Consider the following 15403-nt stretch of genomic DNA (forward strand, 5'->3'; position numbering starts at 1 on the left):
ATGAGCCGAGTGATCCGTGCCGCGCTCTTCCAGACCACCTGGACGGGCGACAAGGAATCGATGATCCAGGTCCACGAGCAGGCGGTCCGCGACGCCGCCGCCCAGGGGGCACAGGTCCTGTGCTTCCAGGAGCTGTTCTACGGACCGTACTTCTGCCAGGTCCAGGACCCCGACTTCTACGCCTACGCCGAGCGCGTCCCCGACGGCCCCATCGTGGAGCGCTTCCAGCGGCTCGCCCGCGAGCACGGCATCGTCCTGGTGCTCCCGATGTACGAGGAGGAGCAGCCCGGCGTCCTCTACAACACCGCCGCCGTCATCGACGCCGACGGCTCCTACCTCGGCAAGTACCGCAAGACGCACATCCCGCAGGTGCGCGGCTTCTGGGAGAAGTTCTACTTCCGCCCCGGCAACTCCGGCTGGCCGGTCTTCGACACCGCCGTCGGCAGGATCGGCGTCTACATCTGCTACGACCGGCACTTCCCGGAGGGCTGGCGGGCGCTGGGTCTCGAAGGCGCGGAGATCGTCTTCAACCCGTCGGCCACCTCGCGCGGCCTGTCCGGTTACCTGTGGCAGTTGGAGCAGCCGGCGGCGGCCGTCGCCAACGAGTACTTCGTCGGCGCCATCAACCGCGTCGGCGTCGAGGAGTACGGCGACAACGACTTCTACGGCACCTCGTACTTCGTCGATCCCGAGGCGCGGTTCGTCGGCGAGGTCGCGAGCGACAAGGAGAGCGAACTCGTCGTCAGGGACCTCGACATGGGCAAGCTGCGCGAGGTCCGCGACCGCTGGCAGTTCTACCGCGACCGGGCGCCGGGCGCGTACTCCCCGCTGACCGCGCCCTGACCGACCCGGGGCTCCTGACAGGAGGGAACAGCAGCATGAGCAGCCGTACCGTCATCCGCGGTGGCCTCGTCGTCACCGCGTCCGACGAGATCCACGCCGACGTCCTGATCGAGGACGGCCGCGTCGCCGCCCTCGCCGCGTCCGGCACCCCGGCCGCCGAGGCCTTCACGGCCGAGCACAGCATCGACGCGAGCGGGAAGTACGTCATCCCCGGAGGTGTCGACGGCCACACCCACATGGAGATGCCTTTCGGCGGGACCTACGCCGCCGACACCTTCGAGACCGGCACCAGGGCCGCCGCCTGGGGCGGTACGACCACGATCGTCGACTTCGCCATCCAGGGCGTCGGCCACTCCCTGCGCGCGGGTCTGGACGACTGGCACGCCAAGGCCGAGGGCAACTGCGCCATCGACTACGGCTTCCACATGATCGTCTCCGACGTCAACCAGAAGACGCTCAAGGAGATGGACCTGCTGGTGGAGGAGGGCGTCACCTCCTTCAAGCAGTTCATGGCCTACCCCGGCGTCTTCTACTCCGACGACGGCCAGATCCTGCGCGCCATGCAGCGCGCCGCCGAGAACGGCGGCCTGATCATGATGCACGCCGAGAACGGCATCGCGATCGACGTCCTGGTCGAGCAGGCCCTCGCCCGCGGCGAGACCGACCCGCGGTACCACGGCGAGGTCCGCAAGGCCCTCCTGGAGGCCGAGGCGACCCACCGCGCCATCAAGCTCGCCCAGGTCGCCGGCGCGCCCCTCTACGTCGTGCACGTGTCCGCGACCGAGGCGGTCGCGGAGCTGACCCGGGCCCGCGACGAGGGCCTGAACGTCTTCGGCGAGACCTGCCCCCAGTACCTGTTCCTGTCCACCGACAACCTCGCCGAGCCCGGCTTCGAGGGCGCCAAGTACGTGTGCAGCACGCCGCTGCGCCCGCGCGAGCACCAGGCGGCCCTGTGGCGGGGCCTGCGGACCAACGACCTCCAGGTGGTGTCGACCGACCACTGCCCCTTCTGCTTCAGCGGCCAGAAAGAACGGGGACGCGGCGACTTCTCCAAGATCCCCAACGGCATGCCGGGCGTCGAGAACCGCATGGACCTCCTCCACCAGGCCGTCGTCGACGGGCACATCACCCGCCGCCGCTGGATCGAGATCGCCTGCGCCACCCCGGCCCGTATGTTCGGCCTTTACCCGAAGAAGGGCACCATCGCGCCCGGCGCCGACGCCGACGTGGTCGTCTACGACCCGCACGCCGAGCAGGTCATCTCCGCCGAGACCCACCACATGAACGTCGACTACTCGGCGTACGAGGGCCGGCGGATCACCGGCCGGGTGGAGACCGTGCTCTCGCGCGGCGTACCGGTCGTCACCGAGCGGGAGTACACCGGGCGCAAGGGCCACGGCGTCTACACCCCGCGCGCCACCTGCCAGTACCTGAACTAGGAGCGGTGCCCATGGACTTCGGACTCGTCCTGCAGACCGACCCGCCGGCCTCCCGTGTCGTCGACCTGATGCGACGGGCGGAGGGCAACGGCTTCCGTTACGGCTGGACCTTCGACTCCTGCGTGTTGTGGCAGGAGCCGTTCGTGATCTACAGCCAGATCCTGGCCAACACCACGACTCTGAAGGTCGGCCCGATGGTCACCAACCCGGGCACCCGCACCTGGGAGGTGACCGCCTCCACCTTCGCCACCCTCAACGACATGTTCGGCAACCGCACCGTCTGCGGCATCGGCCGCGGCGACTCCGCGATGCGTGTCGCCGGCCGCAAGCCCAACACCCTGGCCCGCATCAGCGAGTCCATGCGGGTCATCCGGGCGCTGGGCAGGGGAGAGGAGGCCGACCTCGGCGGCGGCACCGTCGTCAGGTTCCCCTGGACCAAGCCGGGCGCCGAAGTGCCCGTGTGGATGGCGGCGTACGGCCCCAAGGCGCTGAAGATGACCGGCGAGGAGGCCGACGGCTTCATCCTCCAGCTCGCCGACCTCTACCTGACCGAGTACATGGTCAAGGCCGTCAAGGACGCCGCCGTCGCCGCCGGACGGGACCCGTCCGAGGTGACGATCTGCGTCGCCGCCCCGGCCTACGTCACCGCCGACGACTCGCCCGAAGCACTCGCCCACGCGCGCGAGCAGTGCCGCTGGTTCGGCGGCATGGTCGGCAACCACGTCGCCGACCTGGTCGAGAAGTACGGCGAGCACTCCGCCGCCGTCCCCGACGAACTCACCGACTACATCAAGGCCCGCGAGGGCTACGACTACGCCCACCACGGACGCAGCGGCAACCCGGACACCCGGTTCGTGCCGGACGAGATCGTCGACCGGTTCTGCCTGATCGGGCCGCCAGAGAAGCACATCGAGAAGCTGAACGCGCTGCGCGCCCTCGGCGTCGACCAGTTCGCGCTCTACGACATGCACGACGCGCAGGAAGCCGTGATCGACGCCTACGGCACGAAGATCATCCCGGCTGTCAACGCCTGACTCCCTCTCCTTCCCCCTTCCCCGCCTCGGGGAAGGGGGCCCAGGGCGCACCCGCGCACCCCCCTCGGCACCGCCCGCACGGCCTCTCCCGTCCCAGCGCACGATTGGCCTGCCCATGACCGACACCGCGCCCACGGCCATACCGCCGTCCGCCCAAGTCACCCTCCCCGACGGGCGTGTGGAGCTCGCCCCGGGCTCCCCGCCGCCGAGCGGCCCCTACGCCAACGAGGACCTGCTGCCGGTCCCCGTCGGCAAGCGCACCTGGACCACGTACAACTTCTCCGCCCTGTGGGTCGGCATGGCCCACAACACCGCCTCCTGGACCCTGGCCTCCGGTCTGATCGCCGTCGGCATGGACTGGAAACAGGCGGTGCTCACCATCGCCCTGGCCAACCTGATCGTGCTCGTCCCGATGCTGCTCACCGGGCACGCGGGACCCAAGTACGGCATCCCCTTCCCGGTCTTCGCCCGCGCCTCCTTCGGCATCCGCGGCGCCAACCTGCCCGCTGTCGTACGGGCGTTGGTGGCGTGCGGCTGGTTCGGCATCCAGACCTGGATCGGCGGCGAGGCGATCTACTTCCTGGCCGGCAAACTGATCGGCGACGGCTGGACGAACGCCGCGACGTTCGGCGGCCACGCCTGGACCATGTGGCTGTCCTTCGCGATCTTCTGGGCGATCCAGGTCGCCATCATCTACCGGGGCATGGAGACGATCCGCCGCTTCGAGAACTGGGCGGCGCCCTTCGTCCTGGTCGGCGCGTTCGTGATGCTGTGGTGGATGGCCGACAAGGCGGGCGGCTTCGGCCCGCTCTTCGACCAGCCGTCGCGGCTGGGCTGGGGCGGCGACTTCTGGAAGCTGTTCTGGCCCTCCCTCATGGGCATGATCGGCTTCTGGTCCACCCTGTCCCTCAACATCCCCGACTTCACCCGCTACGGGAAGAGCCAGAAGGCGCAGACACGCGGCCAGGCCCTCGGCCTGCCGACCACCATGACGCTGTTCGCGTTCCTCTCCGTGATGGTCACCTCCGGCTCGCAGGCGGTGTACGGGGAGGCCATCTGGGACCCGGTGAAGCTCGCCGCGAAGACGGACAACGTGGTGGGACTGCTCTTCGCCCTCGTCACCGTCCTGGTGGCGACCCTGTCCGTGAACATCGCGGCCAACCTGGTCTCACCGGCCTTCGACTTCTCCAACGTCGCCCCGCGCAAGGTGAGTTTCCGGTCCGGCGCCCTCATCACCTGCGTCCTCGCCGTCCTGATCTTCCCGTGGAAGCTGTACTCCGACCCGCAGGGCTACATCTTCACCTGGCTCGGCCTGGTCGGCGGTCTGCTCGGCACGGTCGCCGGCATCCTCATCGCGGACTACTGGATCCTGCGCCGCGCCCGGCTCGACCTCGTCGACCTCTACCGCACGGGCGGACGCTACTGGTACGACCGGGGCTGGAACTGGCGGGCGGTCGTCGCCTTCCTCGTCGGAGGCGTCCTGGCCATCGGGGGCGCCGACTTCCACCCGCTGATCGACGGCCGTCCCGTGCCGTTCCTGGAACCGCTGGCCGACTACGGCTGGGCGGTGGGCCTGGGCACCTCCACGGTGCTGTACCTGGCGCTGATGCTGCTGCCCGCCACCCGGCCCCGTACGGCGGCCGGCCCGGCTCCTCAGCCCTGACCGTTCTCCAGGGCGGCCACCGCCTCCTTGGCCGCCTTGATGGCACCCTTGTTGATCGTCTCCGTACTCGGTGCCTTCTTCGACTCGAAGTCACTGCCGTTGTACGTGATCATCACCAGGGCGTTGGACGCGCGGACCAGCACGGTGCCCTCGCGCGTCTGCTGCTTGTCCTCGGTGGTGAGGTTCACGACGGAGTAGGCCGCGTCGCCGAGCCCCGGGACCTCGCCACCGCCGCTCCGGTCGGCGACCCGCTCCTTGTACGACTTCAGCGCCGCCTCGTCCGACTCCATCACCTCGAAGGCGACGTCGAGCCACCGGTAGTCGTACCCCTTGAGGGCGTTCCAGGAGCAGGTGCGGCGTGCCTGCGTGTCCGTCGACGGGATCTCCTTGCCGTCCGCCTTCGCGCCCGGCACCAGTGAGCCGACCGTCTTGCCGGCCAGGCTCTCGCAGGGCGCCGGGGCGGCGGCGTACGTCTTCGTCACCGCCTCGGTCGCCGGCGCGGAGGCCGACCGGTTCGTGGTGTCGGGCGGCGTCTTGTCCTTCGCGGCCGGTGAGGAGTCCGGCCCGGACGACAGCGCCCAGCCCGCCGTGGCGAGCACGGCGACCGGTGCCAGGCGCGCGGTCAGGGCGAGCGGCAGGGGAAGAGAACGCACGGCGCACTTCTCGTGGGGGATGGTGCGGGGGGCCCGCACAGCGGACGGGACGCCAGTCTCACACGAGTCCCCGTGGGGCGGAAGGGCGAACTCGGTGCGTGGCCGCGCGGTGACGCAGACGAGCGGACGCGCCGGGTCCGGACGCGCCGGGTCCGGTCGAGCCGGGACGCGGGGAGCGCGCCGCCCGGTACCGGCGACAGCAGGAACTCGACGGCGTCCCGCACGTCCCGGCCCCCGGCCGCCTCGAAGGTGACGGGGCCGGCCGCCACCTCCTCGTGCCCGGCGAGGACCGCGGACGAGGCACGCGTCCGCGCCTCGGGCGGACGGACGAGCACGGTCATGGGGTCTCCCTGCCGGTGGGCGGCGTGGTGGGCCGGGTGGCGGGCGCGGTCAGGGCGGTCTCGACACGGTCCACGGCGGCGAACGCGCCGTACGCCACCAGATGCACCAGGCAGTGGTCGGTGTGCTCCGGCCGGCGCCACGCCGCGACGTCCGCGTCCGTGATCCGGTACGGCGCGAGCGCGGCCAGCAGCGCGAGCCGCGCGCCGGGCCGCTCCCGCCGGTCGGGGAACGGGTCCGGGACGAGACCCGGGTGGGACCCGTCCCAGGCGCGCAGGGTGGTGCGTACGAGGGTCTGGTCGTCGGCGTCGAGGAGACCCGCGCCCATCGTGGCGGTGCTGCTCAGCGCCGCGTACGCGGGGCCGACCGGCGTGCCGGCCGCCCACGCCGGACCCGGGCCGGGGTCGTCGAGCAGGGGGAGGGCGGCGCCGGGGGCGGCCGGGCGGCGCACGGTACGGGACAGCGACCGGCCCGCCAGGCTCCGCACCGGCCGCAGCCGCTGCGCGTCGGCCGGCAGGAGGTTCTCGGTCACCAGGGCCGACACGATCCGGTTGATGAAGTGAAAGGCCAGCACGGTGCCGAGATAGCCGGGAACCTCCTCGCGCGGGAACGGGTACGGATCCCGCGCGGCCCCTGGGACCCGGGTGCGCCGCGCCCAGTCGAGCACGCGCGCGTGCCCCTCGTCCGCCGGCTCCCGGCCCCGGGCCAGCCGCTCGGCCAGGGCGTGGTCGCCGGTCGCGTGCAGCAGCATGGTGTGCGCGTCCACACAGAACCGGCACTTGTTGGCCTGCGACACCCCGAAGGCGGCGACCTCCTTGCCGGTCCGGCCGCCGGGGCCGGCGATCAGGGACTCGCGCATCAGCGCCCAGGCCGGGGCGACGAGCGCGGGCGCGGAGGACAGGACTACGAACGGGGCGGGCTCGGGGATGCCGAAGTCCCGCGCGGCCTGTGCGTAGACCTCGGCGACGCGGCCGGTGGCCGCTTTCGGGGGCAGCGGTTCGGTGTGACGGAAGGGTGTGGGCATGGACAGCAGCGTGCGCCGCCGGGGTGCCCGTGGTCGTCGTACGGCCGGATGCGGTCGGCGCTGCGCCGCCGAGGCCCGGTCCCGACGGGCACTACTTCGCCGGGAGTAGTCCGCAAGCCGTCCCCAGGGCCGACGCGGCCGCCGGCGGGTCCGTCTAGGGTGCGGGCATGAGTGGGCGTCAGATCGATCGCGGACGGCTCGCCGACGTGATCCTCGCGGTCGTGGTCGGTGCCCTCGGCATGACCGCCGCCGCCTTCGACGACGGCACGCGGGCCCTCGACCACACGCTGATCGCCCTCGCCTCGGCGGCGCTCGCCTTCCACCGCGCCGCCCCGCGCGCGGTCCTCGCCGTCGCCACCGTGCTCGGCACGGCGTACGTCCTGCACGCCCACCCCGGGCCGCTTGCCGCGCTGCCCGTCCTGGGGGCCGTGCACACCGCGGCCCGGGTCGGTCACCGGGGCGTCGCGGCGGCCGGCGGCGCGGTGTTCCTGGCCGGATACGTGGCCACCGGCCCCGGGACGCAGGAGGTGGCCGAGCGGGCCGGGCTGCTCGCCGGCTGGTTCCTGTGCGCGGTGGTGACCGGGCTGGCCGACCGGAACTGGCAGGCGTATCTGCGTCAGACCGAACAGCGCGCCCTGGAGGCGGAGCGCACCCGGGAGGAGGCGGCACTGCGCCGCGCCGGCGAGGAACGCCTGCGCATCGCGCGGGAGTTGCACGACTCGCTCACCCACAGCATCTCCATCGTGAAGCTCCAGGCGGGCGTCGCCGTCCACCTGGCCCGCAAACGCGGCGAGGAGGTGCCTCCCGCGCTGCTCGCCATCCAGGAGGCCGGCGGCGAGGCGATGCGCGAGCTGCGCTCCGCCCTCCAGGTGCTGCGCGCCGACGAACCGACCGGCACCCCGGCGCTGCTCGTGGAGCGGGCCCGCGCGGCCGGTCTGGCCGCCGGCCTGACGGTCACCGGCGACGAGCGCCCCCTGCCGCAGGCCCTCGACCGGGCCGCCTACCGCATCGTCCAGGAAGCGCTCACCAACGCTGCACGCCACGCGGGACCGGCGAAGGTGATGGTCCGGATCGACTACGGCACGGGAAACGAAGGGGAGTTGACCATAGACGTGGACGACGACGGAGCCGCCGACCCGGCCCGCCCACCGACGCCGGGCATCGGCCTGACCGGCATGCGGGAACGCGTGACGGCTCTCGGCGGCACTCTGTCCGCCACCCCGCGCGCGGAGGGCGGTTTCTCGGTGCGGGCACGGCTGCCGCTGGGGGAGACGGTATGAGCGAGGTGGCCCTGAGGGTGGCGCTCGTCGACGACCAGGCGCTGATGCGCGCCGGCTTCCGGGCGCTCCTCGACGCGGAGGACGGCATCGAGGTGGTCGGCGAGGCCGCCGACGGCGAGCAGGGCGTGGCACTGGTGCGGGCACAGGTGCCCGACGTGGCACTGGTCGACGTGCAGATGCCCGTGATGTCGGGCATCGAGGCGACCCGCCGTATCGCCGCCGACCCGGCCCTCGCCGCCGTCCGCGTGGTCATCCTCACCAACTACGGCCTGGACGAGTACGTCTTCGACGCGCTGCGGGCGGGAGCGAGCGGTTTCCTCCTGAAGGACACCGAGCCGGCCGACCTGCTCCAGGCCATCGCGGTGGTGGCGCGGGGCGAGGCGCTGCTCTCCCCGTCGGTCACCCGCACCCTCATCGGCGAGTTCGTGGCCCGGCCCCCGGACCGGGCGACCGCGCCAGGCCTGGACCGCCTCACCCGCCGCGAACGCGAGGTCACCGCGCTCGCCGCCCACGGCCTGAGCAACGAGGAGATCGCCGCGCACATGGTGATCAGCCCACTGACCGCCAAGACGCACATCAGCCGGGCGATGACCAAGCTGGGCGCCCGGGACCGGGCACAGCTCGTGGTGTTCGCCTACGAGTCGGGCCTGGTGGAGGCACGCCACCGTTAGGCGACGCGCGCCGCCGTCAGGGGACGCGCGCCGTCCACTCGTCGGAACCGAACTTGGTGCGGGCCAGCTCCCGCGCCCGGGCCAGCTCCTCGTCGGTCACCTTGCCCCGGAACAGCCCGTACCGGCCGCCGAACGACTCGATCATGCGCTCGATGACGGCCTCCCGGGCCAGCCCGGTCTGGCGCCGCAGCGGGTCCACCCGCTTCTTCGCGCTCTTGATGCCCTTGTCGGACATCTTCTCGCGCCCGATGCGCAGCACCTCGAGCATCTTGTCCGCGTCGATGTCGTACGACATGGTCACGTGGTGCAGCACGGCGCCGGGACCGCCACCCGGTCCCACGACGCGCTTCTGGGCGGCACCCGCGATCTTGCCCTGGTCGGTGGCGATGTCGTTCAGGGGCTGGTACCAGGCCTTGATGCCCATGTCGCCGAGTGCGCCGAGCACCCAGTCGTCGAGGTAGGCGTAACTGTCCTGGAAGGAGAGCCCCTGCACCAGCGCCTCCGGCACGGACAGCGAGTAGGTGATGGTGTTGCCGGGTTCCACGAACATGGCGCCGCCGCCGGAGATCCGGCGCACCACCTCGATGCCGTGGCGCGCGGCGCCCTCGGCGTCCACCTCGTTGCGCAGCGACTGGAAGCTGCCGATGATCACCGCCGGGGCGCCCCACTCCCACACCCGCAGCGTCGGCGGACGCCGGCCCGCGGCGACCTCGGCGGTCAGCACCTCGTCCAGCGCCATGTGCAGGGCCGGGGGCTGCGGGCCCTCGTGGATCAGCTGCCAGTCGTAGTCCGTCCAGTCGGTGGCGTGCGCCAGGGCGCGGCGCACGGCGATGCCGACGGCCTCCGAGGTCAGCCCGTACATCACGGTGCCCTCGGGCAGCGCCGCGTCGATCCGCGCGGCGAGTCCCGCCGCGTCCGTGGAGGAGGGGGCGCCCTCCAGGGCCTTGTTGATCGAGAGGATCGCCTCGTCGGGCTCCAGGAAGAAGTCCCCGGCGACGGTCACGTCGCGGAGGGCGCCTTCCTCGGCGTCCAGATCCACGACGACCAGCTTGCCGCCGGGCACCTTGTATTCGCCATGCACGGCTTCGTTCCCTTCCAGTGCGCGGCGTGGATCCCGGGCCTGCTGCTCCGGCATCCGGACAGACACGCACATGCTTCGTATCGCACCTTAATGCCCGCCCGCGATGAGCGGCCACGCAGCGGTCGGTACCGGAGGGTGCCCGGCGTGCGATCGTCATCGTGCCCTCGGGACAGTCGCCGCCCGGCGGAGCCCGTCAGACGTGCCGCTGTCCGGGAAGGAACGTCACCTGCGGGGCGCCTGTTCGCGGATGGGTGGCGACTTCCGCCTCCACCCCGTACACCTCGGCCAGCAACCGGGGCGTGAGGACGGCGGCGGGCGGGCCGGACGCCGTGATCGCGCCGTCGCTCAGGACGTAGAGGCGGTCGCAGTAGTAGGCGGCGAGGTTGAGGTCGTGCAGGGCCAGCAGCACGGTCGCGGGCAGTCGGCGCAGTACGCCGAGCACCCCCAGCTGGTGGCGGATGTCGAGATGGTTGGTGGGTTCGTCGAGGACCAGCAGGGTGGGCTGCTGGGCGAGGGCCCGGGCGATGAGCACCCGCTGGCGTTCGCCGCCGGAGAGCCGGTCGAAGGGGCGGTCGGCCAGGTGGGCGACGTCGGCCTCGACGAGCGCGGAGTCGACGAGACCGGCGTCCTCGGGGGTGTCGCCGTCGAGGAGCCGTTTGTGCGGGGTACGCCCCATGGCCACGACCTCGCGGACGGCGAGGTCGAAGTCGGCGGCCGATTCCTGCACCACCGCCGCCACCGTCCGGGCCAGCCGCCGCACCGGCACCGACCAGGCGTCGTTCCCGTCGACCAGGACCTGGCCGGTGTCCGGGCGCAGCACGCGGTAGACGGTACGCAGAAGGCTCGACTTGCCGCTGCCGTTGGGGCCCACGAGCCCGATGGTCTCGCCGGGGCGGGCCGTCAGGGAGACGTCGCGCACCAGGTGGCGGGCTCCGGCGGTCAGCGTGACGCCGTCGACGGAGAGTTCGGTCGCGGTCATGCCACTCCTCGGTCGGTGCCGCGCCGGGCGTCCCGGCGCATCAGCCACAGGAAGAACGGCCCTCCGCACAGGGCCGTGAGCACGCCGACGGGTATCTCCATCGGTGCGGCGACCGTCCGTGCGGCGATGTCGGCCCAGATGAGGAAGACCGCACCGCCGAGTGCCGCCGTCGGCAGCACCCGGCGGTGGTCGCCGCCGACGAACAGGCGCACGATGTGCGGCATCATCAGGCCGACGAAGCCGATCGGCCCGGCCGCCGCCACCAGAACGCCCGTGACGAGGGACAGCAGGACGAACAGACGGGCGCGGAACCGGGCCACGTCCAGTCCCATCGTGGTGGCGGCCTCCTCGCCGGCCAGCAGCAGGTTCAGGTTGCGTGCCTGCACCATGAGGACGCCGATGCCGAGCAGCAGGGCCGCGCTCGGCAGCCACAGGGTGCCCCAGGTGACGCCGCCGAGGCCGCCGAGGGTCCAGGCGAGGACCGCGCGGGCCTCGTTGCCCTGGTCGGTGGTGAGCAGCAGCAGATCGAGTACCGCGGTGAGCACCGCCGAGATCGCCACCCCGGACAGCACGAGCCGCGTGGAGGTGATGCGTCCGCCGGTGCGCGCGGTGGCGTAGACGAGCAGCAGCGCGCCGAGCGCGCCCACGAACGCGGCCGCGGACAGGGAGAGAGGCCCGAACAGGGTGACGCCGAAGACGATCACGGAGACCGCCCCGAGGGACGCCCCGGAGGAGACGCCCAGCAGATAGGGCTCGGCGAGCGGATTGCGGACCAGGGCCTGCAGGGCGGTGCCGATGACCGCCAGTCCGGCACCGATGACCGCGCCGAGCAGTACTCGCGGCGCCCGCACGTCCACCACGATGGTCTCCCGGGCCCGCGTCCAGCCCGGCTCCTGCCAGTCGGCACCCAGCGCGTGCGTCACGATGCCCCACACCTGACCGGGCGGGACCTGGACGGAGCCGATCGCCAGCCCCGCCGTGGCGGAGACCAGGAGCAGAGCGGTGAGTACGAACAGCGTGACGGCCGGCCTGGTACGGCCCGCCCCCGGCTCGGTGGTCTTCCGCCGCTGAACCGTCCGCTCGGTGGAGGTGTCGACGGCGGCCTGGGTCACCGGAAGCTCTCGGGGTGCAGTCCGCGGGCCAGGTCGTCGACCGCGTGGGCCGAGCGGATGCCGACCAGGGTGGCGGTCAGCGGCAGGACGACGAACCGCTCGTTCCTGACGGCGGGTACGTCGGCGAGGGCGGGCTGGGAGAGCAGGAACTTCTTCTTCTGCTCGACGCTTCCGGCGCCGGCGTAGTCGTAGATGGCGATGACCTCGGGCTTGCGTGCCACGACCTGCTCCCAGGAGACGTCCCCGAAGACGTCGTCGAGGTCGGCGAAGACGTTCGTGCCGCCGGCCAGCCGGATCAGTTCGGTGCCCAGGCTCTTGCCGCCCGCGGTGAACGCGGTCTTGTCGCCGCTGTCGTACACGAAGACGGGCACCTCGGGCTCGCCGCCGACGGCGGTGGCGGCCTTGTCGACACGGCTCTCGAGGTCGGCGACCAGTTCGTCGGCCCGGTCCGGGACACCGAAGATCTTGCCGACGGTGCGGATCTCGTCGTAGGTGTCCCGCATCGTCACCCGCTTCTCGCCGCAGTACTCGCGGTTGAGGTGGGTGTCGATCCCGGCGTCGGCGAACGCCTTGCGGGAGCGGCCCTGGTTCTCGTCGAAGGCGCTGCCGTAGCCGCCGTAGACGAGGTCCGGTTCGGCGTCCAGGACGGTCTCGAAGGACGGTTCCCTCTCGGCCAGTTCCGGGACGGACTCGTAGTCCTTCCTCAGCTCGGGCAGGACGGGGGAGTCGGGGAAGGCGGTGCCGGCCATGCGGTCCTTCAGACCGAGGGCGAGCATGAGTTCCGCCGGGTGCTGGTGGATGGTGACCACCCGGGACGGCGGCTCCTCGTACGTCGTGCGCACGCCGCAGTTGTCGATGGTGACGGGGAAGCCGGCTGCCGACGACGCTGCGGCTTTCGGGTCCTCGGCGGTGCCGGCCGACGAGCCGCAGCCGGCCAGCAGAGCCGAGGCCAGGGCAACGGCCGCGGCCGCGGCGTGCGGGGACCGGCGCCGTCGGGCAGGGGAGAAGAGAAGGGCATGGGGCATGCCGTGGTACACGTAGAGCCTCCTGCGGAGTCCGCGCTCCTCGGAATGGGCCCGCGACAGACCAGTGTCCTGACTCCCGGATCGACGCTCCCCCCGCCTTCCCGCGCGGCGCGCAGTGGCATGTCGAGAGGGTGTACTCCCCGGTCACAGTGGCGGGACCGTGCCGGATTCGCACCGGCTTCCTGTCTCCCGTCGCGGCGATGACCCGGTGATCCTACGTTTCCCCGAGCCGGCGGCGAAAGGGCGTGCCGCCCCTGCCGCCGAAGACGGCCACGCGGCCGGTCCCCGCCTCCTCGGCCGTCCGCCGCGGCGCTGTACACGAACCGGTCGAGGTGGCCCGCGTCACCGGTCCGGTCTCTGGCCGGATATCGCCTCGGTGGTTCGTCGTCCCCTCAGCAAGACTTGTTGCCCCACGACACATGCGCCCCGTTGCCGCGGTGGCCCGTGCCCGGGAGGCCCTGGATGCTGTCAGACGCGAGGCCGGACGAGGACGGGGCAGCGAACCCGTCCGGACGGCGAAGGGTTCCCGGTGACCGCGTCGCTCTCCGCGGTGACCTGCGGTCCGCTCTGCCGGACGCCTCCGCGGCCGTGGTGGTCACGGCGCTCGTGTTCGTGTTGCTGTACGCGCGCATGGAGTCGGGTGATTCGGACACCGTCGCGGTCATGCCGTTCATGGACGACGCCGGGACATACTGGATGTACCTGCTCAGCCAGGCGTTCGGATGGTCGGGGCTGCTGTGGGCCTGGGGCACGGTCATGCTCGGTCTGCTGCTGTCGGGACCACGCCCCACCCGGCTGCCGGTCTCCCGGCAGGTGCTGGAGCGCTGGCACCGGACCACGAGTCTGACGACGATGGCCCTGATGTTCGCGCACGCGCTGATGTTCGCGGCGGAACTCGTGCGCTACGAGACGAAGGTGGACTGGGCCGAGCGGCTGTGGGTGGGCTTCGCCGACAGCTTCGTCCCCGGCTGGTACGACTCCGGGACCGGCCGGATCGCCATCCCGTTGGGGCAGGGCGCCCTGTACCTGGCGATTCCGCTGGGGCTGTTGTTCTACGTCCGGCACCGCATCGGGGCGAACACCTGGCGGCGGCTGCACCGTTTCGTGATCGTCGTCTACGTGCTGAGCGTGTGGCACACCCTGCTGTACGGAACCAACGTCTGGTTCGGGGAGTGGCCGCGCACCGTCCTGTGGCTGCTGCAACTGCCAGTCGCGGGACTGCTGTTGCTGCGTCTGCTGAGACCGGCCCGGCGGGCCGAACAGCTGGGCCGGCCGGGCGGGCACGAGGGCGCGGCCCGGCCGGGGTGGTGGGTGCGGGCGGCCGGACGGGTCGCCGTCGGAGCCGTCGTCGTCGGGCTCGTCATCGTGGTGGTGTCCGGCCGCGACGGCGGACGGGACCGTCCGACCCATCCGCCCGCGACGGCCCCGCACACACAGGAGACGGAATGACGGCTGGAACGGGGCGGGCGGGACGGCGTCGTGGAATGGGATGATGGCCGGCGACAAGGCGACGGCGGAACGAGGAAGCCGGTGTGAATCCGGCGCGGTCCCGCCACTGTGATCGGCGAGCGAGTCCCGACAGGCCACTGCCCGACAGCGGGTGGGAAGGCCGGGACGAGCATCGACCCGAGAGCCAGGAGACTCACGCGGTCGCCTCCTCGACGGACCACCGGGGCGGATCTCCCCGGAGAGAGGGACGGCACCGCATGCGCGCAACGCCGACCGGACGAACGACAGACGACGCGTGGCCCGCGAGAGCCACCGGCCCCGTGCCGTGCCGCATCGTCGTGTGCCGCGACTGCTGCTGCGGCAGCCCCAAAGTCGCCGGCGTCGACCACGCGGCCCAGACCGAACGCCTGCGCGCCGCGGCACCGGTACGCGTCTCCGACTGCCTCGACGTCTGCGACCAGGCCAACGTCATCGTCGTACAGCCCTCCGGGGAAGGCCGCGCGGCCGGTGCCCGGCCCGTCTGGCTCGGACTGGTCAACGACCCGGACGCGACCGAGGACGTCGCCGCGTGGGTCGGCGCCGGCGGCCCCGGTGTGGCGCCCCTGCCGGAGATCCTGGACCTCCATGTCTTCAGCCCGCCGGGGCGCCGCGCCGCCGGGTGAGATTCCGCTGTTTTGGCCGGGCCTCCGCCCGCCCGGTCCCGCTGTTCCAGCCGGACCGGGCGGCTTCACCGACCTGGTCCGGGCCGCCACCGACCGGCACCGCGCTCCCGAACCACGCGTCGGCGTCACCCTCGCCCACCTGGGGCATG

Annotated in this window: 14 protein-coding genes and 2 riboswitches; of the genes, 8 read left to right on the plus strand and 6 right to left on the minus strand. The window is 72.2% G+C overall.

What is annotated here, in order from left to right:
• From QC283_RS11155 to QC283_RS11170, 4 genes are all read left to right on the plus strand, one after another.
• Positions 1-843, plus strand: a complete 843-nt coding sequence (locus QC283_RS11155) for a nitrilase-related carbon-nitrogen hydrolase (RefSeq protein WP_279561266.1) — start codon at positions 1-3, stop codon at positions 841-843.
• A gap of 35 nt (positions 844-878) precedes the next feature.
• Entirely contained in the window at positions 879-2282 is a 1404-nt protein-coding gene (gene hydA, locus QC283_RS11160) for a dihydropyrimidinase (protein WP_279561267.1), read from the plus strand.
• A gap of 11 nt (positions 2283-2293) precedes the next feature.
• A complete protein-coding gene (locus QC283_RS11165; RefSeq protein ID WP_279561268.1) occupies positions 2294-3316 on the plus strand; it encodes a TIGR03842 family LLM class F420-dependent oxidoreductase in 1023 nt (340 codons plus the stop codon).
• A 115-nt stretch (positions 3317-3431) separates the two neighbouring features.
• The gene (locus tag QC283_RS11170; RefSeq protein ID WP_279561269.1) at positions 3432-4979 is read left to right on the plus strand and encodes an NCS1 family nucleobase:cation symporter-1; all 1548 of its coding nucleotides are present in this window, start codon (positions 3432-3434) and stop codon (positions 4977-4979) included.
• Here the strand turns inward: QC283_RS11170 and QC283_RS11175 are convergent.
• Together QC283_RS11175 and QC283_RS11180 are read right to left on the minus strand one after the other, a co-directional pair.
• The gene (locus QC283_RS11175) at positions 4970-5632 is read right to left on the minus strand and encodes a hypothetical protein (RefSeq protein ID WP_279561270.1); all 663 of its coding nucleotides are present in this window, start codon (positions 5630-5632) and stop codon (positions 4970-4972) included. The genes QC283_RS11170 and QC283_RS11175 overlap by 10 nt on opposite strands.
• A gap of 337 nt (positions 5633-5969) precedes the next feature.
• Entirely contained in the window at positions 5970-6995 is a 1026-nt protein-coding gene (locus tag QC283_RS11180; protein ID WP_279561271.1) for a carboxymuconolactone decarboxylase family protein, read from the minus strand.
• A gap of 167 nt (positions 6996-7162) precedes the next feature.
• Between QC283_RS11180 and QC283_RS11185 the strand changes: the two genes are divergently transcribed.
• A complete protein-coding gene (locus QC283_RS11185) occupies positions 7163-8275 on the plus strand; it encodes a sensor histidine kinase (protein WP_279561272.1) in 1113 nt (370 codons plus the stop codon).
• The gene (locus QC283_RS11190; protein ID WP_279561273.1) at positions 8272-8946 is read left to right on the plus strand and encodes a response regulator transcription factor; all 675 of its coding nucleotides are present in this window, start codon (positions 8272-8274) and stop codon (positions 8944-8946) included. The genes QC283_RS11185 and QC283_RS11190 overlap by 4 nt, the downstream gene beginning before the upstream one ends.
• A gap of 16 nt (positions 8947-8962) precedes the next feature.
• Here the strand turns inward: QC283_RS11190 and QC283_RS11195 are convergent, their stop codons facing one another.
• The 4 genes from QC283_RS11195 to QC283_RS11210 form a co-directional block, all read right to left on the minus strand.
• Positions 8963-10027 carry a lipoate--protein ligase family protein gene (locus tag QC283_RS11195; protein WP_279561274.1) on the minus strand — a complete coding sequence of 355 codons (1065 nt, stop codon included), beginning with the start codon at positions 10025-10027 and terminating at the stop codon, positions 8963-8965.
• Between the two features lie 193 nt (positions 10028-10220).
• A complete protein-coding gene (locus tag QC283_RS11200; RefSeq protein WP_279561275.1) occupies positions 10221-11006 on the minus strand; it encodes an ABC transporter ATP-binding protein in 786 nt (261 codons plus the stop codon).
• The gene (locus QC283_RS11205; protein ID WP_279561276.1) at positions 11003-12118 is read right to left on the minus strand and encodes a FecCD family ABC transporter permease; all 1116 of its coding nucleotides are present in this window, start codon (positions 12116-12118) and stop codon (positions 11003-11005) included. The genes QC283_RS11200 and QC283_RS11205 overlap by 4 nt, the downstream gene beginning before the upstream one ends.
• A complete protein-coding gene (locus QC283_RS11210) occupies positions 12115-13143 on the minus strand; it encodes an ABC transporter substrate-binding protein (RefSeq protein WP_279561475.1) in 1029 nt (342 codons plus the stop codon). Before QC283_RS11210 ends, QC283_RS11205 begins: the two co-directional genes overlap by 4 nt.
• A 42-nt stretch (positions 13144-13185) precedes the next feature.
• Positions 13186-13365: riboswitch (cobalamin riboswitch) on the minus strand.
• Between the two features lie 240 nt (positions 13366-13605).
• On the opposite strand from QC283_RS11210, the gene QC283_RS11215 reads away from it, so the two are divergent.
• Both QC283_RS11215 and QC283_RS11220 read left to right on the plus strand, forming a co-directional pair.
• Entirely contained in the window at positions 13606-14592 is a 987-nt protein-coding gene (locus QC283_RS11215; protein WP_279561277.1) for a ferric reductase-like transmembrane domain-containing protein, read from the plus strand.
• Between the two features lie 31 nt (positions 14593-14623).
• Positions 14624-14802: riboswitch (cobalamin riboswitch) on the plus strand.
• Positions 14803-14849: 47 nt separating this feature from the next.
• On the plus strand, positions 14850-15254 hold the full coding sequence (locus tag QC283_RS11220) for a (2Fe-2S) ferredoxin domain-containing protein (protein WP_279561278.1): 405 nt from the start codon (positions 14850-14852) through the stop codon (positions 15252-15254).
• The last annotated feature ends 149 nt before the right edge of the window (positions 15255-15403 follow it).

The sequence above is a fragment of the Streptomyces sp. DH41 genome (genome assembly GCF_029813785.1).
Taxonomy (GTDB): domain Bacteria; phylum Actinomycetota; class Actinomycetes; order Streptomycetales; family Streptomycetaceae; genus Streptomyces.